33 protein-coding genes and 1 other RNA gene are annotated in these 26783 nt (G+C 63.9%); 15 read left to right on the forward strand and 19 right to left on the reverse strand.

Annotated elements, in window-relative coordinates; all coding sequences use genetic code 11:
* Positions 1-22: 22 nt before the first annotated feature.
* The 8 genes from DFK10_RS14535 to DFK10_RS14570 form a co-directional block, all read right to left on the reverse strand.
* A complete protein-coding gene (locus tag DFK10_RS14535; RefSeq protein ID WP_109389757.1) occupies positions 23-1621 on the reverse strand; it encodes a glycoside hydrolase family 43 protein in 1599 nt (532 codons plus the stop codon).
* A gap of 84 nt (positions 1622-1705) precedes the next feature.
* Positions 1706-2737 (reverse strand): L-glyceraldehyde 3-phosphate reductase, encoded by a 1032-nt coding sequence (gene mgrA, locus DFK10_RS14540; RefSeq protein WP_109389758.1) that lies wholly within the window; start codon positions 2735-2737, stop codon positions 1706-1708.
* A gap of 168 nt (positions 2738-2905) precedes the next feature.
* An RNA gene (rnpB, locus tag DFK10_RS14545) (RNase P RNA component class A) lies at positions 2906-3316 on the reverse strand.
* Between the two features lie 11 nt (positions 3317-3327).
* On the reverse strand, positions 3328-4005 hold the full coding sequence (locus tag DFK10_RS14550; protein ID WP_109389759.1) for an N-acetylmuramoyl-L-alanine amidase: 678 nt from the start codon (positions 4003-4005) through the stop codon (positions 3328-3330).
* Positions 4006-4013: 8 nt separating this feature from the next.
* Positions 4014-4709, reverse strand: coding sequence for a hypothetical protein (locus DFK10_RS14555; protein ID WP_109389760.1), 696 nt, complete (start codon positions 4707-4709; stop codon positions 4014-4016).
* Between the two features lie 33 nt (positions 4710-4742).
* The gene (gatA, locus tag DFK10_RS14560; protein ID WP_109389761.1) at positions 4743-6215 is read right to left on the reverse strand and encodes an Asp-tRNA(Asn)/Glu-tRNA(Gln) amidotransferase subunit GatA; all 1473 of its coding nucleotides are present in this window, start codon (positions 6213-6215) and stop codon (positions 4743-4745) included.
* Positions 6215-6502 (reverse strand): Asp-tRNA(Asn)/Glu-tRNA(Gln) amidotransferase subunit GatC, encoded by a 288-nt coding sequence (gene gatC, locus DFK10_RS14565; RefSeq protein WP_109389762.1) that lies wholly within the window; start codon positions 6500-6502, stop codon positions 6215-6217. The genes gatA and gatC overlap by 1 nt, the downstream gene beginning before the upstream one ends.
* Before the next feature lie 36 nt (positions 6503-6538).
* A complete protein-coding gene (locus DFK10_RS14570) occupies positions 6539-7195 on the reverse strand; it encodes a ceramidase domain-containing protein (RefSeq protein ID WP_109389763.1) in 657 nt (218 codons plus the stop codon).
* 73 nt (positions 7196-7268) lie between these two features.
* On the opposite strand from DFK10_RS14570, the gene DFK10_RS14575 reads away from it, so the two are divergent.
* Positions 7269-7967 carry a metal-dependent hydrolase gene (locus DFK10_RS14575; protein WP_109389764.1) on the forward strand — a complete coding sequence of 233 codons (699 nt, stop codon included), beginning with the start codon at positions 7269-7271 and terminating at the stop codon, positions 7965-7967.
* 19 nt (positions 7968-7986) lie between these two features.
* On the opposite strand, the gene DFK10_RS14580 is transcribed toward DFK10_RS14575, so the two are convergent.
* Positions 7987-8439, reverse strand: a complete 453-nt coding sequence (locus tag DFK10_RS14580) for a nucleoside deaminase (RefSeq protein WP_109389765.1) — start codon at positions 8437-8439, stop codon at positions 7987-7989.
* A 64-nt stretch (positions 8440-8503) separates the two neighbouring features.
* Between DFK10_RS14580 and DFK10_RS14585 the strand changes: the two genes are divergently transcribed.
* The 8 genes from DFK10_RS14585 to DFK10_RS14620 all read left to right on the forward strand — a co-directional run bounded on the left by DFK10_RS14585 (position 8504) and on the right by DFK10_RS14620 (position 15674).
* Entirely contained in the window at positions 8504-9307 is an 804-nt protein-coding gene (locus DFK10_RS14585) for a pseudouridine synthase (protein ID WP_109389766.1), read from the forward strand.
* A 152-nt stretch (positions 9308-9459) separates the two neighbouring features.
* A complete protein-coding gene (locus tag DFK10_RS14590; RefSeq protein ID WP_109389767.1) occupies positions 9460-9675 on the forward strand; it encodes a hypothetical protein in 216 nt (71 codons plus the stop codon).
* Positions 9676-9677: 2 nt separating this feature from the next.
* Entirely contained in the window at positions 9678-10550 is an 873-nt protein-coding gene (locus DFK10_RS14595) for a 5-bromo-4-chloroindolyl phosphate hydrolysis family protein (RefSeq protein WP_109389768.1), read from the forward strand.
* 27 nt (positions 10551-10577) lie between these two features.
* Positions 10578-11780: a toxic anion resistance protein gene (locus DFK10_RS14600; protein ID WP_109389769.1), complete on the forward strand. Its 1203-nt coding sequence runs from the start codon at positions 10578-10580 to the stop codon at positions 11778-11780.
* Between the two features lie 80 nt (positions 11781-11860).
* Positions 11861-12736: a DUF2927 domain-containing protein gene (locus DFK10_RS14605; RefSeq protein ID WP_109389803.1), complete on the forward strand. Its 876-nt coding sequence runs from the start codon at positions 11861-11863 to the stop codon at positions 12734-12736.
* 19 nt (positions 12737-12755) lie between these two features.
* The gene (locus tag DFK10_RS14610; protein WP_109389770.1) at positions 12756-13856 is read left to right on the forward strand and encodes an SPFH domain-containing protein; all 1101 of its coding nucleotides are present in this window, start codon (positions 12756-12758) and stop codon (positions 13854-13856) included.
* 71 nt (positions 13857-13927) lie between these two features.
* Positions 13928-14500: a cytochrome B gene (locus tag DFK10_RS14615; protein WP_109389771.1), complete on the forward strand. Its 573-nt coding sequence runs from the start codon at positions 13928-13930 to the stop codon at positions 14498-14500.
* Between the two features lie 49 nt (positions 14501-14549).
* Complete coding sequence (locus DFK10_RS14620; protein ID WP_109389772.1) at positions 14550-15674, forward strand: TFIIB-type zinc finger domain-containing protein; 1125 nt, start codon at positions 14550-14552, stop codon at positions 15672-15674.
* Here DFK10_RS14620 and DFK10_RS14625 read toward each other — a convergent pair.
* Positions 15671-16087, reverse strand: a complete 417-nt coding sequence (locus DFK10_RS14625) for an Hsp20/alpha crystallin family protein (RefSeq protein WP_109389773.1) — start codon at positions 16085-16087, stop codon at positions 15671-15673. The two genes, DFK10_RS14620 and DFK10_RS14625, sit on opposite strands and share 4 nt — an antisense overlap.
* A 128-nt stretch (positions 16088-16215) precedes the next feature.
* Here DFK10_RS14625 and DFK10_RS14630 point away from each other — a divergent pair, with 128 nt between their 5' ends.
* Positions 16216-17130 (forward strand): carbohydrate kinase family protein, encoded by a 915-nt coding sequence (locus DFK10_RS14630; RefSeq protein ID WP_109389774.1) that lies wholly within the window; start codon positions 16216-16218, stop codon positions 17128-17130.
* The gene (gene dtd / locus DFK10_RS14635) at positions 17127-17570 is read left to right on the forward strand and encodes a D-aminoacyl-tRNA deacylase (RefSeq protein ID WP_109389775.1); all 444 of its coding nucleotides are present in this window, start codon (positions 17127-17129) and stop codon (positions 17568-17570) included. The genes DFK10_RS14630 and dtd overlap by 4 nt, the downstream gene beginning before the upstream one ends.
* On the opposite strand, the gene DFK10_RS14640 is transcribed toward dtd, so the two are convergent.
* The 4 genes from DFK10_RS14640 to DFK10_RS14655 form a co-directional block, all read right to left on the reverse strand.
* Positions 17571-18053, reverse strand: coding sequence for a CAP domain-containing protein (locus DFK10_RS14640; RefSeq protein WP_109389776.1), 483 nt, complete (start codon positions 18051-18053; stop codon positions 17571-17573).
* Positions 18054-18170: 117 nt separating this feature from the next.
* On the reverse strand, positions 18171-18977 hold the full coding sequence (locus tag DFK10_RS14645; protein ID WP_109389777.1) for a metal ABC transporter permease: 807 nt from the start codon (positions 18975-18977) through the stop codon (positions 18171-18173).
* Entirely contained in the window at positions 18974-19717 is a 744-nt protein-coding gene (locus DFK10_RS14650; RefSeq protein WP_109389778.1) for a metal ABC transporter ATP-binding protein, read from the reverse strand. Before DFK10_RS14650 ends, DFK10_RS14645 begins: the two co-directional genes overlap by 4 nt.
* Positions 19714-20190 (reverse strand): transcriptional repressor, encoded by a 477-nt coding sequence (locus DFK10_RS14655; protein WP_109389779.1) that lies wholly within the window; start codon positions 20188-20190, stop codon positions 19714-19716. Before DFK10_RS14655 ends, DFK10_RS14650 begins: the two co-directional genes overlap by 4 nt.
* A gap of 83 nt (positions 20191-20273) precedes the next feature.
* On the opposite strand from DFK10_RS14655, the gene DFK10_RS14660 reads away from it, so the two are divergent.
* Complete coding sequence (locus tag DFK10_RS14660) at positions 20274-21344, forward strand: zinc ABC transporter substrate-binding protein (protein ID WP_109389780.1); 1071 nt, start codon at positions 20274-20276, stop codon at positions 21342-21344.
* Here DFK10_RS14660 and DFK10_RS14665 read toward each other — a convergent pair.
* A complete protein-coding gene (locus DFK10_RS14665; RefSeq protein WP_109389781.1) occupies positions 21341-21709 on the reverse strand; it encodes a hypothetical protein in 369 nt (122 codons plus the stop codon). The genes DFK10_RS14660 and DFK10_RS14665 overlap by 4 nt on opposite strands.
* A 64-nt stretch (positions 21710-21773) precedes the next feature.
* On the opposite strand from DFK10_RS14665, the gene DFK10_RS14670 reads away from it, so the two are divergent.
* On the forward strand, positions 21774-22508 hold the full coding sequence (locus DFK10_RS14670) for an alpha/beta fold hydrolase (RefSeq protein WP_109389782.1): 735 nt from the start codon (positions 21774-21776) through the stop codon (positions 22506-22508).
* Here DFK10_RS14670 and DFK10_RS14675 read toward each other — a convergent pair whose 3' ends face one another.
* The 3 genes from DFK10_RS14675 to DFK10_RS14685 all read right to left on the reverse strand — a co-directional run bounded on the left by DFK10_RS14675 (position 22509) and on the right by DFK10_RS14685 (position 23200).
* A complete protein-coding gene (locus tag DFK10_RS14675; protein ID WP_109389783.1) occupies positions 22509-22763 on the reverse strand; it encodes a hypothetical protein in 255 nt (84 codons plus the stop codon).
* Positions 22764-22838: 75 nt separating this feature from the next.
* The gene (locus DFK10_RS14680) at positions 22839-23018 is read right to left on the reverse strand and encodes a CTP synthetase (RefSeq protein WP_109389784.1); all 180 of its coding nucleotides are present in this window, start codon (positions 23016-23018) and stop codon (positions 22839-22841) included.
* Positions 23015-23200 (reverse strand): CTP synthetase, encoded by a 186-nt coding sequence (locus tag DFK10_RS14685; protein WP_109389785.1) that lies wholly within the window; start codon positions 23198-23200, stop codon positions 23015-23017. The genes DFK10_RS14680 and DFK10_RS14685 overlap by 4 nt, the downstream gene beginning before the upstream one ends.
* A gap of 193 nt (positions 23201-23393) precedes the next feature.
* Between DFK10_RS14685 and DFK10_RS16335 the strand changes: the two genes are divergently transcribed.
* Together DFK10_RS16335 and DFK10_RS14690 are read left to right on the forward strand one after the other, a co-directional pair.
* Positions 23394-24155, forward strand: coding sequence for a hypothetical protein (locus tag DFK10_RS16335; RefSeq protein ID WP_146193279.1), 762 nt, complete (start codon positions 23394-23396; stop codon positions 24153-24155).
* Positions 24145-24927: a pentapeptide repeat-containing protein gene (locus tag DFK10_RS14690; RefSeq protein ID WP_109389786.1), complete on the forward strand. Its 783-nt coding sequence runs from the start codon at positions 24145-24147 to the stop codon at positions 24925-24927. The genes DFK10_RS16335 and DFK10_RS14690 overlap by 11 nt, the downstream gene beginning before the upstream one ends.
* Here the strand turns inward: DFK10_RS14690 and lepA are convergent.
* Positions 24924-26723, reverse strand: coding sequence for a translation elongation factor 4 (gene lepA, locus DFK10_RS14695; protein WP_109389787.1), 1800 nt, complete (start codon positions 26721-26723; stop codon positions 24924-24926). The two genes, DFK10_RS14690 and lepA, sit on opposite strands and share 4 nt — an antisense overlap.
* Positions 26724-26783 lie beyond the last annotated feature (60 nt).

A 26783-nucleotide genomic window follows, 5' to 3' on the forward strand; every position in this document is an offset into this window, starting at 1 on the left:
GAGATGGGCTCGAACAGGCCCTTCACGACCCCGGCCAATACCCGAACCGGCTGAATCGCGCCTCTGTCGCCAGACCCGACGTATCCATCGCGAACATCCCCACGAAGGCCCCGGTGAAGCTGGCATGTTCGCCGCGCCCGCCCTCGTCCGAGATGATCGAGGCATCCAGCGCCCCGCCGATGGGCTGCCAATCGCCGCCCTGCCGCCATAGGAACCGTTGCGCGGCATGGTCGACCTCGACCCGCAACTCCACCGGCCCCTCGGCCAGCGGCACGGGGTCGCCGCACCATGTCAGCGCACTGTCCGGGTAGTCCCCAAGGCAGGAAACCACCCGCAGGCACCGGCCGATCCCGGGTTCATCGGTGGCGATGACCATGTGGAACTTGTGCCGGTTGTAATAGGTCGCCAGCCCCGCCGCCTGCTGATAGGTTTCGGGCGCAAAATCGGCCAGCGTGGTTTCGGCGGCGTAGACGTGATGCTCCTGCCGGCGGGCGACAAGCGCCTGTTCGAACCAGCTGCCCATGCTTTCACGCCCGATCAGGGTCAGCCCGCCGCCGACCCGGAAGATCCGGTCTCGATCGGGCGTGCGCAGCCACTGGAACTCTAGCGGCAGATCCGGTCCGGCGAAGTCATGCACCGCAGGCGCGGCCGGGCGCGGGCCGACCTCGGCGAGCCCCGGCAATTCCTCCCGCGGGACAAGCCCGCCCGGTTCGAGGAACAGCCAGTCGTCGCGCCAGACCACGCGCTCGATCCCGGTTTCACGGCCCAGCGGGCAGAACCGCTCCCGCCCATCCGGGCCGGGAATGGGCCGCCCCATCAGGAACGTGTGGTAGTGCTGCCCGTCATGGGTTGCCACGTATTGCCCGTGCCCCGTGCGCTGGATCGGGCTGTCTGTGCCGGCAGTGCAGATCAGGTGCTTGTCGGGATGCCCCTCGTAGGGGCCGGCGATGTCCCGCGCCCGCGCCATGGACACCGCGTGGTCATAGCCGGTGCCGCCCTCGGCCACGGTCAGGTAGTAATACCCGTTCCTCTTGAACAGATGCGGTGCCTCGGTCAGGCCCTTGTCGGTGCCATGCCAGAGTTCCATAATCGGCCCGGTCAGCCCGCCCGCCTCGGACCATTCCTGTGCCACGATCCCGTCGAAACTGTCATGGGCCGGGTTGCCGCCCGTGCCGGGGCCGCGATGGTTCCAGACCAGATTGATGAAGTACTTCCGGCCGTCATCGTCATGGAAAAGCGAGGCGTCGAACCCCTTGGAATTGACACGGATCGGGTCCGACCAGTCGCCGTCCACCCTCTCGCAGGTGGTGACGTAGTTATGCGCGTCCTTGAAGGCACCATCGAGCCGTTTCACATCCGTGTAGACCAGCCAGAACCGCCCGTCCGCATGGCTCAGGCAGGGCGCCCAGATGCCACCTGAGTCCGGGTTGCCGCGCATGTCCAGAAGCGCAGCCCGGTTCAGCGGCCGCGCCACCAGGTCCCAGTTCACCAGGTCGTGCGAATGAAAGATCTGCACGCCCGGATACCATTCGAAGGTCGAGGTCGCGATATAGTAATCCTCGCCCACGCGCACGAAACTCGGGTCGGGGTTGAAGCCCGGCAGGATCGGGTTGCGGATCATGGCCTGGTCTCCTTCATGCCCTGGCTTCTTTGGGTCGAAAATACCGCGGGGGAGTCGGCCGGCGGCCGGCGGGGGCAGCGCCCCCTAGTCCAGTTCGGCCGATTGCGCCCAGAGGTTGATCTGTTCCTCGTCGGCATATTTGTCGATCTCGGCCAGCTCCGCATCGGTGAAGTCGAGGTTCTCGACCGCGCCCACGCATTCGACCACCTGTTCGGGTTTCGACGCCCCGATCAGCGCCGTGGTGATCCCCCCGCCGCGCAACACCCAGGCAATGGCCATCTGCGCCAGGGTCTGGCCACGACCTTCCGCGATTTCATTGAGCTTTCGCAGGTTGCCGATGGCTCGCTCGGACAGCATCGCGGGATCGAGGCTCTTGTCCTGCGTCGCGCGGCTGCCCTCGGGGATGCCGCCAAGGTATTTCTTCGTCAACATGCCCTGGGCCAGCGGCGTAAAGGCAATGGACCCGACGCCCAGCTCGTTCAGGGTCTCTTTCAGCCCGTCCTGCTCGACCCAGCGGTTGAGCATGTTGTAGGCGGGCTGGTGGATCACGCAGGGCGTGCCGAGATCGTTCAGGATCGCCACCGCCTCGCGCGTGCGTTCGCTGTTATAGCTGGAAATCCCGGCATAGAGCGCCCGGCCCGACCGCACGATATGATCCAGCGCACCCATGGTTTCCTCCAGCGGCGTGTCCGGATCGAAGCGGTGGGAATAGAAGATGTCGACGTAATCCAGCCCCATGCGTTTCAGCGACTGGTCACAGGACGCGATCAGGTATTTGCGGCTGCCCCATTCGCCGTAGGGGCCATCCCACATCAGGTAGCCGGCCTTGGAGGAAATGATCAGCTCATCACGATAGGGACCCAGATCCTCGGCCAGTATCGACCCGAACGCATGTTCGGCGCTGCCCGGCGGAGGCCCGTAATTGTTGGCCAGGTCGAAATGGGTGATGCCCAAATCGAAGGCCGTATGGACGATATCGCGCTTGGTCTGGTGCGGCGTGTCATGGCCGAAATTGTGCCACAGTCCGAGCGAGATGGCGGGGAGTTTCAGACCGGACCGCCCACAGCGGCGATAGGGCATGCGATCATAGCGGGTGTCTGCTGCGGTGTAGGTCATTGGGGCCTCCTTTAGCGGTAACAGAAATCGCCACCACGAGAGTGTCAACGAAAATAGCCGAAACTTTTTCGGCCGGTATGCACCCAGCACGGCCACCGGGTGCCGCGGGCAATTGGCTGCGCCAACCACCCCAGCGCCACCTTTCATCTCTCCAGCGGAGAGATGAACATACGCGAAGGACCTGTAAGCCGGATTCTGTTCCCCGGGTTGCCCCGGTTCGATGACCATTCCTCTGGGGGCACCGTTGCCGATACCCTCTAGCTGCCAACCCGGATCCCCGGGGCCAAGGCGGCCCCTGCGGCGGTATGCCTTGCGGCACCGGTCCCGCGGCGGGATCCCTATTCGGCATTGCTCCCGGTGGGGCTTGCCATACCGGCGATGTTGCCATCCCCGTGGTGGGCTCTTACCCCACCTTTTCACCCTTGCCGCGCATGCGCGGCGGTCTGTTCTCTGTGGCGCTTTCCGTCGGGACCGGCGGCATGCCGACCCCGCCCGGGCGTTACCCGGCACCGTGCCTTGATGGAGTCCGGACTTTCCTGGAACGGGCCGAAACCCGCCCCCGGCCATCCGGCCCCTCGCGCGGGACGGACTTAGGGACTGGGCGCGCCCGGGTCAACGCCAAAGCGTTGGGCAAGGTCGGCCGCGAGGGCGCAATCGGCGGACCGAAGCGGCCCCGTGGCCCCCGGACGGTGCCGCAGGCGAAAGGCGGCGAGCAAGGTTTCACCGGGCACCCCGGCGCTGTAGCCGATGCGATGCAGATCGCGCAGGAAGGCCGCCGCATCGTTGCGCGCGCCCGGAACCGGGCTGGCCTGCACGGCCAGCCCCGATCGGGCCAGCCGCGCCCAGTCAAAGCGCGGGCCGGGGTCGATCTTGCGGCCGGGTGCACAATCCGAATGGCCGATCACGCCCTGCGGCGGAATATCCCAACGACCGAGGATAGCGGGCAAAAGCTGTTCCAGGGCATCCATCTGGGCAGCGGCAAAGGGCGTGGCGCCTGTATTCGACAACTCGATCCCGATGGAATGGGAATTCACGTCGGTGATCGCGCCCCAGGCCCCGGCCCCCGCGTGCCAAGCCCGCTTGTCCTCGGGGACGAGCCCATGCACATCGCCCGTCTCGGAGATCAGGTAATGCGCCGACACCTCGGCGTCCGGATTGCACAACCAGTCGCGGGCAGCGTCGCAATCCTCCATCGCCGTGTAGTGGATCACCACAAGCGACGGCAGCACGCCGCCGCGTCGTTCACCGAAATTGGGAGAGGCGGCCAAGGCCCCGCTCAGTTGCCGCCCGCCAGCTGACGGAAGGGGGTCGGATCCCAGCCACAGGCGAAGCCGTCTCCGTCCGGGTCGATGCCCAGCCGGTCGCGTTGCGGCCCGCCACGCGACAGGAAATCGCGCTGCGCATCGTCAGGCGTGTTGTACTTGGCGCAATTGCGCTGGAATCGCGCCTCGCCGGACAGGCCGCCTCGGCTGTAGATCGCCTGGCCCCGGTCATTGGGGGCGTTGATGGCGTATTGCACGATATTGGGCCCGGTCGCGCCCGGACGCTGCGGCAGCGCAGTCGGTTCAATTACCGTGTAGGCCGCAGCCTGGCGTTCCAGCCGCTCGGCATCGCTCTCGATCGTTTCGCGGGCGGCGACGGCCTCGAAATCCTGTTCGTCGGAAATGCCGGGATTGGCCGCGAGCGGCCCCCCATCCGCCGGGGCGGGCTGTTGTGGCGCGGACGCATCCGCCTGTGTGCCGATCCCCACGGCGGCAAGGTCGGTTTCGGTGATCGCCGCATCGGTGCTGCTGGGCATGGCCGCCTCGGCCCGTGCCTCGCCGCGCAGGGCGGCCTCACGACGGGCGCGGTCCAGCTCATACTGGGTGTAATCGGAGAACCCGACGCCCGCGCCGCTATCGGGCACCTCGGTCGTGCAGCCTGCCAAAGCGATCAGCGCCGCAGCCACCGGTAGATTTCTGCTCAGACTCATGTCACGCCCCGCCTTTCCCTACGGACCGGCCTTTTACCACCACTTTTTCGGCTTGGCCACGAATCCCGCCGCCTGTTCAAGCGCATAGGCGGTATTCAGCAGATCGCCTTCTTCCCACGGACGCCCGATCAGTTGCAGCCCCAGCGGCAGCCCTTGCTTGTCCAGCCCCGCCGGAACACTGATCCCGGGAAGCCCGGCCAGGTTCACCGTGACCGTGAACACGTCGTTGAGATACATCGCCACCGGGTCGGCATCCGTCATCTCGCCGAGGCCGAAAGCGGCAGAGGGCGTCGCGGGTGTCAGGATCGCATCGACCCCTTGCGCGAAGACGTCCTCGAAATCCTTCTTGATCAGGGCGCGCACCTTGCGGGCGCGGTTGTAATAGGCGTCGTAGAACCCGGCCGACAGCACGTAGGTGCCGACCATCACGCGGCGCTTGACCTCCTGGCCAAACCCTTCGGCCCGGGTCTTTTCGTACATCTCGGTGATGCCATCGCCCTGCCCCAGCTTGGCGCGGTGGCCGAAGCGCACCCCGTCGTAGCGCGCCAGGTTGGAGGACGCCTCGGCCGGCGCGATCACGTAATAGGTGGGCAGCGCATACTTGGTGTGCGGCAGACTAATATCGACCAGCTTGGCCCCGGCATCGGTCAGCATCTTGCGGCCCTCGGCCCAAAGCGCCTCGATCTCATCGGGCATGCCGTCCATGTGGTATTCGCGGGGGATACCGATGGTCTTGCCCTTGATGTCGCCGGTCAGCATGGCCTCGAAGTCGGGGACCGGAAGGTCGGCGCTGGTGCTGTCCTTTGGGTCATGCCCGCACATGGCCTGCAACATGATGGCCGCGTCGCGCACGTCCTTGGTCATCGGTCCGGCCTGGTCCAGCGACGAGGCAAACGCGACGATCCCCCAGCGAGAGCAACGCCCATAGGTGGGCTTTATACCCGTAATGCCGGTAAAGGCGGCGGGCTGACGGATGGACCCGCCCGTATCGGTGCCGGTCGCGCCAAGGCACAGATCGGCGGCGACGGCGGCGGCGGACCCGCCCGAAGACCCGCCCGGGGTCAGCTTGCGGTCGTCCACCTTCCAGGGGTTTACGGCATCGCCATAAACGCTGGTCTCATTGGACGAGCCCATGGCGAATTCGTCCATGTTCAGCTTGCCCAGCATCACCGCCCCGGCATCCAGAAGGTTCTGGCTGACGGTGCTTTCATACTCGGGCTTGAACCCGTCGAGGATTTTCGAGGCCGCCTGGCTGGCAACCCCCTTGGTACAAAACAGGTCCTTGATACCCAGCGGAATGCCGTTGAGGCTGCCGGCATCCTTGCGGGCATCCGCCGCTTTGGCCTGTTCCAGCGCCAGGTCAGGGGTGTTGTGCACAAAGGCGTTCAACGCGCCGGCGGCGTCGATTTCCGCCAAACAGGCTTCGGTCAGCTCGACGCTGGTCACGTCGCCCTTCTTCAGGGCGTCGCGGGCCTCGGCGATTTTCAGTTTGCTCAGTTCGCTCATCACTCGACCACCTTCGGCACGGCAAAGAAGCCCTCTCGGGCATCGGGGGCATTGGCCAGAACCTTGTCCTGCTGGTCGCCATCGGTCACGACATCGTCGCGTCGCTTCAGCCGTTGCGGGGTGACGGAGGTCATCGGTTCGACGCCCTCGACATCGACCTCTTGCAGCTGTTCGATGAAGCCAAGGATGGCGTTGAATTCCCCCGCCAGCGCGGGCAGCTCGTCTTCCTCGACCTTGATGCGGGCCAGGTGGGCCACCTTGCGGGCGGTATCCGTGTCGATCGACATGGGGCGCGCTCTCCCTTTTGCGTGTTCCGGGCCGCTTTAGCGCCCCGCCGCGCCGCCTTCAAGCATGTGTCGGCGGTATATCTCGATCATCCAGCCCAGCATCACGGCATTGAGAAGATGCCAGAACAGGTGGGTGCCAACGGGGAAGGTGGCGCAAAGGGGTTCGTCAAGGCTGCGCGCCGTGATCGACAGGGACAGAATCCCGGCACCGATCAGGAAGCCGCGCATCAAAACGGGAAAGCGCCGCCACAGCATCGCGCCATAGATCACCAGCAGGATCGGCACGGTCCAGTAGAAGGACGACACGCCGAAAAACGGCACATCTTGCAAAAGAACCGTGACCCCGGCGGCATAGGGCAGGAACCCGGCCGTCGCCAAGACTGCCGCCCAAGCGGGCCAGCCCAGCACATCGCGGTGCACGGCGAAGAGATACAGCAGGATGAAGGCCAGGATCGGAAGCGTATCGGCCATTGCCGCCCAGACCGTGGCCAAAGTGTGGAACAGGAAACTGCCGATGCCGATGGCAAACAGAATGGCCGCCAGCGCGCGGGCCAGGGGCACCCCGGCGCTGCGCCGCCACATGATCAACGCCGCCACGATGAAGGCAAGGTTCGTCACCGCATTCACCGGCTCGGCCCAGAAGGTGAAATCCACCCGTTCGCAATAGCCGTCGATCCGTTCGGTCAGGTTCATCCGCCACGCCCTGTCTGGTCAGCCCTCCGATCCGTGTTACCCTCGTCCAAAGGACAAACCAAGGGAGAGCGTCATGAAGATCATCTGGCTAGGCCATAGCGGCTTTCGCATCGAGATCGGCGGCAAGGTGCTGTTGGTCGATCCCTGGCTGGCAGGCAACCCCGTCTTTCCCGAGGGGCGCGAGGCCGAGGCGACCGAAGGGGCGACACATATCTGCCTGACCCACGGCCATGGCGACCATGCCTCGAACACGCTGTCCATTGCTCGCGAGCGGGGCATTCCTGTCCTGTGCATCCACGAGATCGCCGAGATCTGGAGCGGCGAGGACGGGGTCGAAGTCATGGGCTTCGGCAAGGGCGGCACGATCGACCTCGACGGGGTCAGCGTGACCATGACCCATGCGATCCACTCCTCATCGCTCGATTTCACCGGCGAGGGGTTGCAATACGCGGGCGACCCGGCCGGGTTCGTCATCCGTGGCGAGGGCCATTCGATCTATGTCAGCGGCGACACCGACGTGATGGCCGACATGGAAGTCATCGCCGATCGCTACAAGCCCGATATCGGTATCCTCTGCGCGGGCGGACATTTCACGATGGACATGGAAGGCGCGGCCTACGCGGCCAATCGCTATTTCGACTTCAAGATCGTGATCCCCTGCCACTACAAGACCTTCCCGCTTCTGGCCCAGGATGCCGAGCCGCTGCGCGCCCGCCTGCCCGTGGGCACCCGCCTGATCGAACCCGAGGTGCTGGAGCCGATCACCATCTGACGACAGGATCGGCCCGGTGCTATCCGTCGCGCCGGTCCGCGAAGAAATCCTTCAGCAGACGTTCCGCGGCCTCCCCGCCAATCCCGTCATAGACCTCGGGGGCGTGGTGACATTGGGGGTGCTCGAAGACCCGCGCGCCATGCGCCACGCCGCCGGATTTGGGGTCCGTGGCACCGTAATAGAGCCGACCGATCCGCGCGAAGGAGATCGCCGCCGCGCACATCGGGCACGGTTCCAGCGTCACGTAGAGATCGCAGCCCGGCAGCCGTTCCTGCCCCTGCGCTGCACAGGCGGCCCGGATCGCCAGAACCTCGGCATGGGCGGTGGGGTCATTGAGTTCCCGCGTCCGGTTGCCGGCGCGGGCCAGCACCTCTCCGTCCCGCACGACCACCGCCCCCACCGGCACTTCGCCGCGCGTCGCGGCGGCGCGGGCCTCGGCAAGGGCGGTTTCCATGTAGCTGCGAAAGGTCATGCCCCTAGAAACCCGGTCGGGCACGGCTTGGCAAGGGGGCGGGCAACGGCTAAGGCTCGGCCCCATGAGCCAGACACCAAGAGAGGGCGACCGTATCGCCAAGGTCCTGTCCCGCGCCGGCATCGCCTCGCGCCGGGAGGCCGAACGCATGATCGAGGCGGGACGCGTCGCGGTGAACGGCAAGCGCATCGACAGCCCTGCGCTGAATGTCACCGGGGCCGACAGGATCACGGTGGACGGCAAACCGGTATCCGAGCCGGAGCCGCCGCGCGTCTGGCTCTACCACAAGCCGGCGGGGCTGGTGACGACCGCACGGGATGAAAAGGGCCGCGAAACGGTGTTCGACGCCCTGCCCGAGGACATGCCCCGGGTGATGAGCGTGGGCCGGCTGGACCTGAATTCCGAAGGCCTGTTGCTGCTCACCAATGATGGCGAGATCAAGCGCCGGATGGAACTGCCCAGCACCGGCTGGCAGCGCCGCTACCGGGTGCGCGTCAATGGCAGCCCCGACGAAGCGGCACTGGACAAGTTGCGCGCCGGTATCACCGTGGACGGCGTCCATTACCAACCCATGACCATCACGCTGGACCGCAGCCAGGGCGCCAATGCCTGGCTGACCGTGTCCATCCGCGAGGGCAAGAACCGCGAGATCCGCCGCGCGATGGAAGCCATCGGTCTGACCGTGAACCGCCTGATCCGGCTGAGCTATGGCCCGTTCCAGCTGGGCAATCTGAAACCCGGCGAGGTGGACGAACTGCGCCCAAGGGTTGTGCGCGACCAGTTGGGGCTGGATGCGGAAAAGAAGCCGCAACGGCGCCGAAAGCCCCAGGCGAAACGGCCAGGCACGGGGAAATCCCGCCGCGATTGACCCTTGCCGACCCGGCGCGGGTGTGCATCCTTTCCCGCGGAAACGGAAATTGGGGGCATCCGACAGGGCCATTGCGATCCGGGCGCGCGGCGCCCCCTCGTAACTTGGCTGTCATTTGCCTATCTTAACAAGGGTTCGACACGTGGAGCACGATGGCACGACTGATCCTCATCCTGGCCCTTGTGGCGGCGGTATTGCTGGCCGCGGGGATCGTGGCGCGGCTTCTGGCCCCGCTGGAAGAGGTGGCGCCACGACCGATCGCGCGCAGAGGGGGAAATCGCTTGCCTGACTCCATCAAGAACGTGGCATACGGGTTGCTGATCGTCCTGATGTTCGGCGTGGTGACCGGCTGGCTGGGAGGTCTGTGACGATGGCCCGGCGCTATGGCGGAAAACACAGTCCGGGCGGGGCCTCGGACCAACCCCGCGAAGAAATCCTGCACGAAGACCGCAAGGTCGATGCCGCCGGTGCGCGGGCCAATATCCTGTTCGTCCCGGGCGTCGTGCTGGCCTTCACGTCGCTCAACGAGGGGGCGACCGGGCTTATCCTGGGGCTGGCCGGTGCCGCAGTTCTGACCCTGGCCGCGTGGCTGACCCGTGACGGCTTGCGCGCCCATGCGGCTTACGACGCACGCAAGGTGGCGCGCCGCCCCGCCCTGCCCCGCAAGATCTTCGGCGCTGTCCTGACCGGCGTAGGGATCGGGATCGCGGCCTATGCCAATGGCGACGGGCTGCTGGCCAGCGGGCTGTTCGCCCTTGCCGCGGGCGGATTGCATATCGCCGCCTTCGGCCCCGACCCGCTGCGCGACAAGCGCATGGAAGGGATCGACAGCTTTCAGCAGGATCGCGTGGCCCGCGTGGTCGATGAGGCCGAAGCCTATCTGACCGCCATGCGCGACCATATCGCCACGCTGAAGGACCGGCGCCTCGAGGGCCGCGTGATGCAGTTCCAGGCCACGGCCCGCCAGATGATCCGCACGGTCGAGGAAGACCCCCGCGACCTGACCGGCGCGCGCAAGTTCCTTGGCGTCTACCTGATGGGCGCCCGCGATGCCTCTGCGAAATTCGCCGAGCATTACAGGCGGACCGGCGATGCCGATGCCCGCGCCCATTACGAGGCCCTGCTAAGCGACCTGGAGCAGAATTTCGCCGCCAGGACCGAAAAGATGTTGCTCGATGACCGCAGCGACATGGATGTTGAAATCAAGGTGCTGCGCGACCGATTGCAGCGCGAAGGGCTATAGGGCCCGTTTCCAAGGGGGACAGTTTACATGTCAGAAAGAACAGCCGAGAACATGCAGAAAGCACAAGCCGCCCTGGCCGAGATCGAGAAGGTCTCTGCCGTGGTCCTGCCCGAGCCCAGCACCGAGATCGTCCCGGTCGAAAAGGCCGACAAGCCCACCGCCGCCGAGATCAACAAGCGCATGGCCGAACTGGACATGAGCGATACCAACTCGATCATCTCCTTCGGGTCGGCCAGCCAGGCGGAATTGCAGGAAATCAGCCAGTCCATGCTGCAGGGCGTTCGCAACAAGGATGTCGGCCCCGCCGGCGACAGCCTGCGCGACATCGTGACCACCATTCGCGGCTTCAATGTCAGCGAACTGGACGTGCGCCGCAAAAGGTCCTGGTGGGAAAAACTTCTGGGCCGGGCCGCACCCGCCGCGAAATTCGCCGCCCGGTTCGAAAGCGTTCAGGGCCAGATCGACAAGATCACCGATGACCTTCTCAAGCATGAACATGTCCTGCTCAAGGATATCGAAAGCCTCGATGTGCTCTATGAAAAGACACTGGCCTTCTATGACGAGCTGGCGCTCTACATCGCCGCCGGCGAGGCCAAGCTGAAAGAGCTGGACGAGACCACCATTCCCGCCAAGGAAAAAGAGGTCGAGGCCGCGCCCGAGGAAGACGGCGTGATGAAGGCGCAGGAACTGCGTGACCTGCGCGCGGCGCGTGACGACCTCGAACGCCGTGTCCACGACCTGAAGCTGACGCGCCAGGTGACGATGCAGTCGCTGCCCTCGATCCGGCTGGTGCAGGAGAACGACAAGTCGCTTGTCACCAAGATCAACTCCACCCTGATCAACACCGTGCCGCTCTGGGAAACCCAACTGGCCCAGGCCGTCACCATCCAGCGCTCCTCCGAGGCGGCCGCCGCCGTGCGCGATGCCAATGACCTGACGAACGAGCTGCTGACCGCCAATGCAGAGAACCTGCGCAGCGCCAACAAGACGATCCGCGAGGAAATGGAGCGCGGCGTCTTCGACATCGAGGCCGTGAAAAAGGCCAATGCGGACCTGATCGGCACCATCGAGGAAAGCCTGCAGATCGCCGACGAAGGCAAGCGCCGCCGCGCCGAGGCCGAGAAGGAGCTGCAGCAAATGGAAGCCGAGCTGAAATCGACGCTGGCCGCGGCCAAGGCCCAAAAGACCGGACTGGGTGACACGGTCGCCACATCTGCCGGCGCCGAGTGACCCGGGTGGCCGGGCGCGGTGGTTTTCCGGTTTTGGCGGCAGGCCTGGTGGGCCTGCTGCTGACCGGGTGCGAGGCTGTGATGGCTCCGCCCAGCACCCCCGCACCGCCACCGGACGCCCCGCCACAACGCCCCGAAACGCCCGCACTCTCGCCGGAAAGCGAGGCCTTGCGCACCCATTACCAGAGGGTTCAGAACGACCTGTTGGTGCAAGGCCTTTTGCGAACGGACGGCGGCGGGCCGGATGCACAATTCACCGACACGATGCTGGCGCGCAATTTCGTCCGCATCGCGCTGTTCAGTGAATATGTCGACACCGGGCGTGAATTGCGCGCCCGCGAAAACCCCAGCCGCCTGCGCCGCTGGGACGACCCGGTGCGCATGGAAGTCGAGTTCGGCGACACGATTCCGCCCGCCCAGCGCCGCGAGGACCGGGCCGCGATCCGCGACTACGTCGCGCGGCTCTCGCGGGTCACGGGGCTGGACATGTCACTGACCACCGCAAACCCGAATTTCCACGTGCTTGTCCTGAACGAGGATGACCGGGCGGGCTACGAGCCGCGCCTGCGGCAGCTTCTGCCCGGCATTTCCGACAGCGCGCTGCGGGCCGTGATGGACCTGCCGCGCGATACCTTTTGCCTGGTGCTGGCCAATTCCGCGCCGGGCCGGCCGAGCTATGGCCGCGCCGTTGCCCTGATCCGGGGCGAGCACCCGGACCTGATGCGCATGGCCTGCATCCACGAGGAGATTGCGCAGGGGCTGGGCCTGGCCAATGACAGCCCCCAGGCCCGACCCTCGATCTTCAACGATGACGAGGAATTCGGCCTGCTGACCTATCACGACGAACTATTGCTGAAAATCCTCTACGATGACCGGCTTGAAACCGGCATGACCGCCGCCGAGGCCGCCCCCATCGCCCGCCAGATCGCGCGCGAATTGATGGGCGGACCCGCCTGATACGAAAGGACCTGCAGTTATGGGCATTCTCGATTTTCTCACCGGTGAATTCATCGATGTCATCCACTGGACGGATGACACGCGCGACACCATGGTCTGGCGGTTCCAGCGCGAGGGCCACGAAATCAAGTACGGCGCCAAGCTGACCGTCCGCGAGGGGCAGGCCGCGGTCTTTGTCCATGAAGGGCAATTGGCCGATGTCTTCACCCCCGGTCTCTACATGCTGGAGACCAACAACATGCCGATCATGACGACGCTGCAGCACTGGGATCACGGTTTCAAGTCGCCCTTCAAATCCGAGATATACTTCGTCAACACGACCCGTTTCACCGACCTGAAATGGGGCACGAAGAACCCGATCATGCTGCGCGATCCGGAATTCGGCCCGACCCGGATCCGGGCCTATGGCACCTACACGGTGAAAGTAAGCGATCCGGCCAGGTTCATGTCCGAGATCGTCGGCACCGATGGCGAATTCACCATGGACGAGATCGGGTTCCAGCTGCGCAACATCATCGTGCAGGAGTTTTCCCGCGTGATCGCCGCCAGCGGAATCCCGGTTCTGGACATGGCCGCCAACACCGCCGACCTGGGCAAGCTGGTGGCCGGGGCGATTGCCGAGACGGTGGCGCAATACGGCATTGTCATCCCCGAATTCTACATCGAGAACATCTCGCTTCCGCCGGCGGTGGAAAAGGCGCTCGACACCCGCACCAGCCGCGGCCTGACCGGCGACCTGGACGCACATATGAAATATGCCGCCGCCGAGGCCCTGCGCCAGGGCGGAGAGGCCTCGGGCGCCATGGGGGCCGGTATGGGCGCCGGCATGGGCATGGCGATGGCACAGCAAATGGCCAACCCGTGGGCACGGCAGACCGCCCCGGCCGCTGCCGCGCCACCCCCGCCGCCGCCGGTCGAACATGTCTGGCATATCGCCGAGGGCGGTCAAACCAAGGGGCCGTTTTCCAAGGCCGATATGGGCAAGATGGCCCAGTCGGGGGAATTGACCCGCGAGACCCATGTCTGGACACCGGGCCAGGATGGCTGGTTGCGGGCCGAGGACGTGGCCGAGCTGGCCCAGCTTTTCACCATCCTGCCGCCGCCCCCGCCGGGGGCCTGAGACCCGCGCGGCGAGGGGCCCGCAGCAGGGCCCCTTTGAAACTTTTTGCAGGCGGCTATCGTATATAGGGTATGGCCGCCCTGCCCCACATATCCCTGCCGCGCCTGCGCTGGCCCGCAAGACGGGTGTATCTCAAGGCGCTGCATGGCGTGATGATCCCGCTGACCTTCTGGTTCATGATCGCCACGCCGGATTTCGTCCGCTCGGTCTTCGGCGCAAAGGGCGCTGCCATCAACTCGGACATCGCGCTGGTCTTCGTCACGCTCGCCCTGATCTGGTCGGTGGATTATTTCTGGCGCGGGCTGGCCGGGCGTCCGGGGCCGAAACTGTCGCCACGGCTGCGCCTGTTTCACCGGATCCTGCACCGCACGCTGATCATCGGCCTGTTCCTGGTGCCCGTTGGCGGGTTCCTGTTGGGGCTGACGTCACATCGGCTGCTCAAGGCCGGGGGCTGGCTGCCGATTGCGCCACCGCTGGACATGAGACACGCCAATGAGATCGTCGGCACCCTCCATATCATCGAATTCTATACGCTGGGCGGACTGATCGTGATCCATGCCAGCTTTCATATCTGGCGACATCTCCGCTTGCGCGACAACGCGCTGCGGATCATGGCGCCGAAAATCCTGCATCGCTTCCTGTAAAGGGCCATTCCATGTGGCCAGACGGCGCGGCGATTGCTAATCAATTGCCATGAACACTGCAGATCCTGACACCACGAGCGCGCCTGTAGAAAAACATCACTTCCCCTGCGACCAGTGCGGGGCGGATATGCGGTTCGACCCCGGCAACGACCGACTGATCTGCGACCATTGCGGCGCCACCGAAGCACTCGCCGACGATTTCGAGGGCGGAACCATCCGCGAGCTGGACTTTCGCGCCGCCGTCTCGGGCGATCTGAGCGCGGAAGAGATCGAGGAAACCCGGGTCATCGCCTGCCCCAATTGCGGGGCACAGACTGAATTCGACAGCGACATTCACGCCGCGGAATGCCCGTTCTGCGCCACGCCCGTCGTCACCGGCACCGGGACGCACCGCCATATCAAACCGAAGGGCCTGCTGCCTTTCGCCTTGGAAGAGCGCGAGGCGCACAGCGCGATGACGGACTGGCTGGGCCGGCTGTGGTTCGCCCCCAACGGGTTGAAGGACTACGCCCGCAAGGGCCGGAAGATGCAGGGGATCTACGTGCCCTACTGGACCTTCGATGCCGATACCAAGTCCAGTTATCGCGGCCAGCGCGGCACGCATTACTACGAAAGCCGCACGGTCATGCGCGACGGCAAGCGCAAAACGGTGCGCGTGCGCAAGACCCGCTGGCGCAGTGTATCGGGCCGCGTTGCGCGGTTCTTCGATGACGTTCTGGTTCTGGCCTCGAAGTCGCTGCCGCATAAATACACCGACGCGCTGGAACCCTGGGACCTGTCCGAGATGGAACCCTATCGCCCGGATTTCCTGGCCGGGTTCCGCGCCGAGGGCTATCAGGTGGATCTCGAAGACGCATTCACCGAGGCACGATCCAAGATGGACAAGGTGATCCGCCGCGACGTCAAGTTCGATATCGGCGGCGACGCCCAGCGCATCAGCCAGGTAGACACCCAGATCGGCACGCTGACCTTCAAGCACGTTCTGCTGCCGGTCTGGCTCGCCGCCTACAAGTATCGCGGCAAGACCTACCGGTTCGTCGTCAACGGCCGCACAGGCCGGGTGCAGGGCGAACGACCCTGGTCGGCGATCAAGATCGCCATTGCCGTCGTGCTGGGGCTGCTGGTGGCCGGGTCCATCGGCTATGCCGTGGCCCTCAGCGAGGGGCGTATCTAGCCCTTTTTCACCTGCACCTTGCGCGCCTGCCGCTCCGGCTCGGTGCGTCTTGGAACAGTGACCACCAGAACGCCATCCTTCAGATCGGCACTGGCCTTGTCGGCATCCGCGTCACCGGGCAACCGGAAAGACCGGCGGAAACTGCCGAATTGGCGTTCGCTGAAATACCAGGTGTCGCCCTTGTCTTCGCGTTCCACCCGCTTTTCGCCGGTGACGGTCACCACGCCCTCGTCCACGGTCAGTTCGATGTCATCCTCCGACACGCCGGGCAATTCCATCGTGATCCGATAGCCCGCTTCGTCGGTGGACGCGTCCGAGGCCGGAGAAACCCATTCCGCCAGGCGCGAACCGAAATTCCGAAAAGGTTCATAGAGCGACGGCCACAGGCCGCCCGTTTGCGGTGAATCAACCATGGTTAACCTCCTCTTCTCTGGTCATCGACCACGGCGTGATTCTATGGCGCGGGAGGCGACATGACCTTGACCCGGCTCAAACCCGAGGGGTAAACGGGCGATGTTGGCGCTAACACGGGAAAGTGAAAATGATCCTCTGCTGCGGCGAAGCCCTGATCGACATGCTGCCCCGGCAGTCCACCCTGGGCGAAGACGCATTCGCCCCCCATGCGGGCGGTGCAGTCTTCAACACGGCCATCGCTCTCGGGCGTTTGGGGGCGCAAACGCAATTCCTTTGCGGCCTGTCCACGGATTTCCTTGGTGACATCCTCCGTGACAAGCTGGTCGAAGCCGGTGTTGACGCCGCCCCCTCGCCCGCACTGGATGCGCCTTGCACGGTGGCCTTCGTCAAGCTTGTGGATGGCCAGGCAACCTACGCCTTTTACGACGAAAACTCGGCCATGCGGTCCCTGACGGCAGGCGACCTGCCCGATATTACGGCCAATGCATTGTTTTTCGGGGGTATTTCCCTTGTCGGCGATGGCTGTGGGCAGGTTTACGAGGACCTGATGCTGGAACAGTCCAAGTCCCGCATCACGATGATCGACCCGAATATCCGCCCCGGCTTCATCCGCGACGAAGGCGCCTATCGCGACCGGATCGAGAGAATGATGGCAGCGGCCGACATCATCAAGCTGTCCGACGAGGACCTGGGCTGGCTGCGCGGCGACGGCGACCTTGCCGAGCTTGCCCGCGGCCTGCTGTCTGACCGGACCCGGCTGGTCTGTATCACCGAAGGCGCCAAGGGCGTCACCGGCTACATGCAGGGGGCCTCCGTTTTCGTCGCCGCCCCGAAGGCCGAGGTCGTGGATACCGTGGGCGCAGGCGATACCTTCAACGCCGGGGTGCTCGCCGGGCTTGACGAGGCCGGAGCGCTTACCAAGCCTGCTCTGGACGGGCTCGACGAGGAAACGCTGCGTTCTGCCCTGACCCTTGGCGCACAGGCCGCTGCCATCACCGTGTCGCGGGCAGGTGCCAACCCGCCGAAACGGGGCGAGCTATGAGAGCCCTGATCCAACGTGTTTCCGAGGCCGCTGTCAGGGTCGACGGCGCGGTGATCGGCCAGTGCGGCCACGGCCTGCTGATCCTGGTGTGCGCCATGCAGGGGGATACCGATGACCTGCCTGCGAAACTGGCCGCCAAGATTTCCAAGCTGCGCATTTTCAAGGATGACGAGGGGCGGATGAACCGCTCTGTTCAGGATATCGGTGGATCGGCACTTGTCGTCAGCCAGTTCACGCTGGCCGCCGATACGAGCCGGGGCAACCGGCCCGGCTTTTCCATGGCCGCCGCGCCCCAGGATGGCGAGCGGCTTTACGAAGCCTTCACGCAAGAGCTCGGCACGCTTGGTGTGCCGGTCGAAACCGGGCAATTCGGCGCGGACATGAAGGTCTCGCTGGTCAATGACGGGCCGGTGACCATCTGGATGGACACCGACGACTGATCACGCCCCGCAAGGCATCGCCACGACAAGGACCGCGATCGGACCGCTATTGGTGCCGTCCACGATGGCGACGCCGAATTCGCGCGCCTGCGGCACCAGCATGTTTGTGCGGTGGCCGGGCGATTGCATCCAGCCGCTCACGACTGTCTGCGGCTGCGGATACCCATAGGCCAGGTTCTCGGCGGTCAGGCAGGTGCGGTATCCAACGGATTTGACCCGCTGATGCGCGCCGCTGCCATCGGACCCGCGATGGTCAAAAAACGCGTTCTGCTGCATGTCGCAGGCATGGCGCATGGCCGCCCTGGACAGGCGGCGGTTGAAGTCCAGCGTATTCAACCCATTGGCGCGCCGGGTGGCGTTCAGGCCCTGGGCGATCTGGGTGGCGAACTCGTTGGCATTGTCAGGCACGGAACAACTGGCTTCGGCGCTGCCGGCGCTCAGCGCAAGACCGGCGGCGAGGGCCATGATCTTCAGGGAGGTCATCGGGTCGGGCTCCTCTTTGGCATCTTACAGATCAGAGATGGAACCAGAGGATTCCGGCCCGCAGCGGGCCGATTTACGGCAGTTTGGGGGCAATTTCAGCTCGACTCGAGTCGAATATCACTGGCCCCAGCCGCGCTGCAAACGTCCGCCCAGGCTCGCCAGGGCGAAAAAGCCGATCGCCACGCAGACGATCGACGGCCCCGCCGGCGTATCGAAGCGCAGCGCCATCCACAACCCGCCAATGGCCGACGCGATGCCAACCAGGGTGGCCAGCGCCGCCATGGCCTCGGGCCCACGGGCCCACCAGCGCGCCACGGCCGCCGGAATGATGAGCATGGCGGTGATCAGCAGCGCGCCCACGACCTTGATCGATACCGCCACCACTGCCGCCAGCAGCACGGTCAGGATCAGGCGTTCGCGCCGGGGCCGCAGGCCGGCCGCCCGGGCCAGATCGGGGGACAGGGTGGCCGTCAGAAGGGCCTGCCAGCGCCAGGCCAGCGCCGCCGTCACCAGGGCCGCGCCGGCCCAGATCACCGCAAGGTCACCGCGCGACACAAGAAGGATATCGCCGAACAGGTAGGATTCCAGGTCCACCCGCACACCCGGGATCAGCGACACCGCCACAAGGCCCAGCGCCAAGGCGCCATGCGACAGCACGCCCAGCGCCGTATCAACCGTAATGCCCCTTTCGCTCAATTCCGTGATCAGCAATGCCATCAACGCCGCCATCAGCAAGACACCGGCCACGATATGGATCTGGAAGCCCAGCGCGAGGGCGACGCCCAGAACGGCTGCATGGGCCGTCGCATCACCGAAATAGGCCATGCGCCGCCACACGACGAAACAGCCCAGCGCACCACAGGCCACGGCAACTCCGATCGCGGCCAAGAGGGCCCGCACGAGAAAATCGTCCAGCAGGGTCATTCCGCGGCCTCGTGCGCGTGGTCATGGGCGTGGTCGTGGTCATGGTTATGCTCATGGCGATAAAGCGCCAGCGCCCCGCCCGTGCCGGTGCCGAACAATTCGCGATAGGCGGGCGCGGCCTCGACCACTTCGGGCGTGCCCTCGCAGCAGATATGGCCGTTCAGGCAGATCACCCGGTCGCTGGCGCTCATGACCACGTGCAATTCGTGGCTGACCATCAGCACCGCACAGCCGATCGTGTTCCGCATATCCTCGATCAATTGGTAGAACGCCGCCGAGGCAGGTTGATCCAGCCCTTGCGTCGCCTCGTCCAGCATCAGCACCTGTGGCCCCGAGAGCAGCGCCCGCGCCAACAGGACACGCTGCAACTGGCCGCCCGACAAGGCGGCGATCTGGCGCTTTTCCAGCCCTTGCACCCCGGTCCAGGCCAGCGCCTGCTCGGCCTCGGCATCGCTGACCCGATTGGGCAGGTCGAGGAACCGCCGCACGCTCATGGGCAGCGTGGGGTCGATGTGCAGTTTCTGCGGCACATAGCCGATCTTGAGACCCGGCGCGCGTTTGACGAAGCCCCGGCTGGGCGCAACCGCCCCGATCAGGGCCCGCAGAAGTGTGGACTTGCCCGACCCGTTGGGCCCGACAATGGTCACGATCTCACCCGGCTCCAGGTCCAGCGACACATCATGCAGCGCCAGCGTTCCGCCGTGCCGCACTTCGAGGTTTTCGGCGTGGATCAACGTCATGTCGCCACCCTCCGGCAGCCCGGGCAGGTGCCTTCGGCCTCGATCACCGTCTTGGCGATTTCGAACCCGGCCTCCCGGGCGGATTTTCCAAAGGGGCCACCCTTCGCCTCGGCCTCGGCCACCTTGCCGCAGGCCGTGCAGATCATGAAGGCGGGGTCATGGGCGGCACCGGGATGGCTGCAGGCCACGAAAGCGTTGAGCCGTTCGATCCGATGGGCAAACCCGTTTTCCACCAGGAAGCCCAGGGCGCGATACGCAACAGGCGGCTTGTCGCCCAGCCCTTCGGCATCCAGCCGCGCCAGAACGTCATAGGCCCCCAGCGCGACGTGGCTTTCCAAAAGGATCTCAAGCACGCGGCGCCGCACCGGGGTCAGCCGCAAGCCGCGCTCGTCACAGGCCGCTTCGGCGGCGGCCAGCGCGGTGCTGATGCAACGGCTGTGATCATGGCTGTCGAAACCAGTGGGATGGGTCATGGGTGAGGTCGCGTCGATCGGGTATTGTTATGTTATAACATATCTAGTATATCGACGCCGTTCCTGATTCACAAGAGGTAGCCATGCGATCCCTTCTCCTTGCTTCGACCCTGATCCCTGGCACGGCCTTCGCCGATGAACTTGCCATCGTTACCGATATCCTGCCCGTGCAATCCCTGGTGGCGCAGGTCACCGAAGGGATCGCAACGCCCGGTGTTCTGGTGCCGCCCGGTGCGGATGCGCATTCGCTCACGCTGCGCCCCTCGGACGCTGCGGAACTGCAAGAGGCGGATGTCATCATATGGCTGGGCGAAGGGATGACACCCTGGTTGGCCGATCCGCTCGCCAGTTTTTCCGGCGGGGCCACATCCCTTGAATTGCTGGAGACCGAGGGCTGGGAGGCCCTGGCCCCGCGTGAGGATGCGCGTTTCGACAGCGGGCATGACCATGCCGCGCACGATGACCATGACGACCATGACGACCATGACGACCATGACGACCATGACGACCATGACGACCATGACGACCATGACGACCATGACGACCATGATCATGAGGCGCATGAACATGAGCAAGAAGAACACGATCACGATCATGCCGAACACGAAGCGCACGAACATGAGCATGACCACGGCGGCATGGACCCCCACGCCTGGACCGATCCCGAGGTCGCCTCGGTCTGGCTCGGCCATATCGCTGACACCCTCGCCGCCGCGGACCCCGCCAATGCCGACACCTACCGCGCCAATGCAGGGGCCGCTCAGGAACGGCTGGCGACGCTGAGCGCCGAGATCGAGGCGACGCTGGACCCGGTCCGGGGCCGTGCCTTCGTCGTGCCCCATGATGCGCTGCAATATTTCGAGATCGCCTTCGACATGCCGGCCGCCGGCGCCATCGCACTGAGCGACGCCAGCGCCCCCGGTCCCGCCCGCATCCGCGCCGTTCAGGATCAGATCGTCGAGCAGGGCATCACCTGTGTCCTGACCGATCCGCTGGTCTCGTCCGACTGGGTCACGCTGGTCACCGAGGGCACCGAGGCGCGCAGCGCCGTGGCCGACCCGATCGGGCAACCCGTGACCCCGGTTTCCGGACAATACGAGGCGATGATGCGGGCGCTGGCGACCGGGTTGGCCGACTGCCTGTCCGCCGGCTAAAGGAACCCTCGCCAGCCCAGCACGACAAGAAGCAGCGCCACCACGACGATCAGGTTGAAGGACACCACACCGGCGAGGCCCAGCAGCCTTTCCTTGCGCCGCTCGGCCGGGTCGATGTCGCGCAGATGGGCGGCGACCCGGTCGGCGGCGGCACGCAGGGCGGCTTCGTCAACAATGTGATGCAGCTTGGGGTGGCGGCGCATATCCTGCCACCGGTCGATCAAGCTCAGGTCGCGGCGGATCCGGCGCGGCAGCAACCGGCCGGCCCTGCGCGTCTGCTGGGCCAGGCTGCGGCCACGAATGCCCAGCCGCTCTTCCATCAGGCGCCCGAGATCGGCGTCAAGTCTGTCCAGGTCACGGCTCATGCCCGTCCATAGCCCGGCCGCGGGGGGCTTTCAATCGCCGCCCCCTGCGGCTAAGCCTGCGCCCATGCTGAACACGATCGAACATGGCACACCCGACCTACCCCCCCTTCTGATTGCACATGGGCTGTTCGGCTCGGGTCGCAATTGGGGCGTGATCGGCAAGCGGCTCTCGGACAGTTACCACGTCATCTGCCCCGATATGCGCAACCACGGTGACAGCCCATGGTTCGACAGCCATGGCTATCTGGACATGGCAGAGGATTTGGCGGACCTGCTGGACGGCCCCACGGACGTGGTCGGCCATTCCATGGGCGGCAAGGCGGCGATGATGCTGGCGCTGACCCGGCCCGAACTGGTCAAGCGGCTGGTCGTAGCGGATATCGCGCCGGTGGCCTACACCCACACCCAGTCACACAATATCGACGCCATGCGCGCGGTCGACCTGTCGGGCATCACCCGTCGGTCCGAAGCGGCGGACCTGCTGGATGTGGGCGATGACGTCAAATCCTTCCTGCTGCAATCCCTGGACGCAGGCGAAAGACGCTGGAAGCTGAACCTCGACGTGCTGGACCGCGAGATGGACAAGATCATCGGCTGGCCCGACGTGTCAGGTCGGTTCGACGGCCCCACCCTTTTCCTGTCCGGCGGGAAATCGGACTACGTCCAGCCCGACTACCGCGACCGGATCAAGACGCTGTTTCCGAATGCGCGGTTTGCCAAGATCCCCGATGCAGGGCATTGGCTGCATGCCGAAAAGCCCCGCGACTTCGAAAAGACCCTGCGCGTCTTTCTGGACTGATCAGATTTCGCGCGCGTTTGGATGCGGGAGAAAGTCGCTGTCCTTCTCACGCGTGTGGTCGAAACCGGGATCCTCGCGCTTGATGCGGCGGGACACGTAGCGGGATGCCGGCCAGGCCGACAACAACCCGACCAGAGCCGCGCCCAGGATAGCGGGCCACGTGTAATAGCCCAGCGACATCACGGCGATGACGAATGCACCGGACAGGGTCGGGAAAACGGCGGAGAACAGCAAAACGAGCTTCAGGCGATCCATGATGGGCCTCCTTTCACGGCTTGAAGCTATGCAGCCCCTGACCCGATCCAACCGACAGTCAAGACATCGTGAGGATCACCCGCCCAAGCCTCGCGCCACCAGAGCGGACACCGGCAACGCCACGACACCGCCTAACGCGGCCGCGCCCAGAAGCGGCCAAAGCCCCGTCACCCCGGCCACCAGCGCAACCACGACGCAGGTGCCCGCAAGGGTCGAGGCGATGACGCCGAACAGCGCCCGGGCCAGCCCGCTCATCCGCGGTTCACGATGGCCTTTGCGACCATGATCGACACCGGGATCGCCAGCAGAAAGCCCAGCGTCACCGCGATGATGATCGGGCGGGTGGTGTCATAGCCCATCACCAAGCCCGCGATCATGAAAGACCCGGCCAGCGAGGTGCCGATGACGAAGAAGAGAATAGCTGCAAGACGGCCCATGTGAGACTCCCCTTTGGGTGAATGCATGGGGAGTTTGGCATGTGTTGGGGGGTCGGGGCGTTGATTTGGGTCAAAGGGGGGGAGGATGAGTGATGGTCCGCAAACAGCCGATAGACTCAGAAACAAATGAGCAATACCCTTCAAGTTGTGCCCCGCATGAAAGTTGGCATGTTTGGGATAGCTGGAGACTAACGTGAAATCGGATACGAAAAACCCCTTTGATAGCTTGTGTGAATTGCTGACTATCGCTCACGATATTGAGCAGGATGAGATAAATGTCTTCTGCCAGTTGAATTTTTCCGACGAGGAAATTGAGCTTGACGAAGGGTTCTGCATCTCAGTCGGTATCCACAAGGCCGTTCTTCAAGCCCATCTCTTCGGGGCCCAAGCTGTTCTTGGAAGCCACCACAACAATCCACCAAAAGCCTTGGTTGAGAAATCCCGATCGCACCGGAAGCTCCGAACTGCTCAAGGTGCTGTCGCTGCAGGAACAAAGCTTGGGGTTTCGACGAGCACTCCTAAGGCGAAGGTCCAAGCGTCAGGCAATACAGAAATCTCAACAACCCATGAGACTGAAGAAATCAGTAACGAAAGCTGGACGGAAACTCCGGTAAGATACAAGTCAGGAAATCGTTGGAGTATCGAAGACGTATCCAGCGTCAGCGACTCAGTTCTATGCGGAAACTACATATCAAATGAGCGGCTTCTGGCAGTAACGAAGAGCTCAGGCGCGAATAGGACTGAGATTGAATGTAGTGTGATCGTAAAGAAGTCGGACTTTGAGGTTCAACCCGAAGGGAATCCTTTTCAGAGACGGTATAGGTCAGCCAAACACAAAGAAAAGTTTATGAAAGCAATTATTGGGAAAGCTATTATGAGGAACTCTGGGCAAGACAGCGCCTGGGTGACAGTCTCATCAGCCACGCTATTAGACGACGAATACGATGCTGAATAATATTGAAGAGATTCTCTCTGAGGAGGAGAAAATCTCCCTACTAAGAATCCAGAAAGCGGTTAATTGGAGCTTTTCTAATCTAGTAAAGATAAGTGGACTCGATCCTAAACTTGATTTTCAGAACCTTGACCTTAGAGAGCTAGACCTTCGCGGTGAGGATCTGAGAGGCTTCAACTTCAGGGGAAGTGACCTTAGAGGTTCTGTTCGAGATGACTCCACACTGATTGATAAGACCACAATCCTCGCCGATACACAAATCGATTGGATCGAGTCCGACAATCCTGATATTACTGAATTGATGTCAAAGATACAATCAGCCTCTTCCAAGACACAAAAGCAAGAATTGGTCGCTGAACTCTGTGACAACTACAATAGCCCAGATCACATCAGGCAGTTTCTACGAGGTCAAATAGAACGCACTGCATCAGTTGAGAACTTCGTGGTCCTAGTTGACCGCTTCGAGCCCAAGCACACAAACGATAAAATTGCTATTTTGCGATCTCTAAGAAAACTCGCGTTACAAAGCGCCAAGAAGAGACGGGCCAAAGGTAAGAGCCAATTTTCCGTGATTGGCTTTTCGTCGTTCATCAAACAACTAGAATCGAGTCGAAACAACGCTGTCCTCACAGTACTAGAAAACTACGTTGGTCAGTCATACAAGGCAGGAAGGGTTTCACTCGATCCAAAGGTCTTTGAGATATCTGATGATCTTACGCGGTTTCTAGAAGCTGTAGAAACCTCGGACAAGTCCTCCATCCAGCAATTGCTCTAGCTGTCCATCTTCAACGCGCTGATGAAGGCCTCCTGCGGAATATCCACCTTCCCGAACTGGCGCATCTTCTTCTTGCCCGCCTTCTGCTTGTCCAGCAGCTTGCGTTTCCGGGTGGCGTCGCCGCCGTAGCATTTCGCCGTCACGTCCTTGCGCAGCGCCGCCAGCGTCTCTCGCGCGATCACTTTGCCGCCGATGGCCGCCTGGATCGGGATCTTGAACATGTGGCGGGGGATGAGGTCTTTCAGTTTCTCGCACATGGCCCGGCCGCGCATTTCGGCCCGGTCGCGGTGGACCATCATGGACAGCGCGTCCACGGGTTCCTCGTTCACCAAAATCTGCATCTTGACGAGGTTGTCCTGCCGGTAGCCCGTCAGCTGGTAGTCGAAGCTGGCATAGCCCTTGGTCACCGATTTCAGCCGGTCGTAGAAATCGAACACCACCTCGTTGAGCGGCAGGTCATAGACCACCATCGCGCGGCTGCCGGCATAGGTCAGGTCCTCCTGGATGCCGCGCCGGTCCTGGCAGAGTTTCAGCACGTCGCCGAGGAACTCGTCGGGCACCAGGATCGTCGCCTTGATGCGCGGCTCTTCCACGTGGTCCACATGGGTCAGGTCGGGCATGTCGGCAGGGTTGTGCAGGTCGATCTTGGTCCCGTCCTTCATGAAGACGTGGTAGATCACCGACGGGGCCGTGGTGATCAACTCGATATCGTATTCCCGCTCGATCCGGTCGCGGATGACTTCGAGGTGCAACAGCCCGAGGAACCCGCAGCGAAAGCCGAAGCCCAGCGCCGCCGAGGTCTCCATCTCGTAGGAGAAGGAGGCGTCGTTCAGGGCCAGCTTGTCGATGGCGTCGCGCAGGTCCTCGAACTCGGCGCTGTCCACCGGGAACAGCCCGCAAAACACGACCGGCTGCGAGGGTTTGAAGCCCGGCAGCGGCCCGTCGCAGGGCTTTTTCTCGTGGGTGATCGTGTCGCCGACGCGGGTGTCACGCACCTGCTTGATCGAGGCGGTCAGGAACCCGATCTCGCCGGGGCCAAGATCATCGACCGTCTGCATCGAGGGTTTGAACACCCCGATCCGGTCCACCTGATGCACCGTGCCGTTCTGCATGAAGCGCACCCGGTCGCCCTTCTTCAGCACTCCGTCCTTGATCCGCACCAACACGATCACGCCCAGATAGGCATCGTACCAGCTGTCCACGAGCATCGCCTTGAGCGGCGCGTCGCGGTTGCCCTCGGGGGGCGGCAGGTTGGCGATGATGGATTCCAGCACGTCGCGGATCCCCTCGCCCGTCTTGGCCGAAACCGGGATGGCGCCCGAGGCGTCGATGCCGATCACGTCCTCCACCTGCTCGGCGACCCGGTCGATATCGCTGGCGGGCAGGTCGATCTTGTTGAAAACCGGGATAAGCTCGTGATCCGCGTCGATCGCCTGGTAGACATTGGCCAGCGTCTGCGCCTCGACCCCCTGGGTGGAGTCCACCACCAGCAACGAGCCTTCGACCGCGCGCATCGACCGGCTGACCTCGTAGGCGAAATCCACGTGGCCGGGCGTGTCGATCAGGTTGAGCACGTAATGCTGCCCGTCCAGCGCGTCATACTCGATGCGCACCGTGTTGGCCTTGATGGTGATGCCCCGCTCGCGCTCGATATCCATGGCGTCGAGCAGCTGTTCCTTCATGTCCCGGTCGGGCACCGTGTTGGTGGCCTGGATCAGCCGGTCGGCCAGGGTCGATTTCCCGTGGTCGATATGCGCCACGATCGAGAAATTGCGGATATGGGTCAGGTCGGTCATGCGGCCTGATATGTAGGGGTTTTGAAGGTTTGGCAATGGGTCAAAGCCCGCGCAGGCGGT

The sequence above is a fragment of the Salibaculum griseiflavum genome (genome assembly GCF_003129565.1).
Taxonomy (GTDB): domain Bacteria; phylum Pseudomonadota; class Alphaproteobacteria; order Rhodobacterales; family Rhodobacteraceae; genus Salibaculum; species Salibaculum griseiflavum.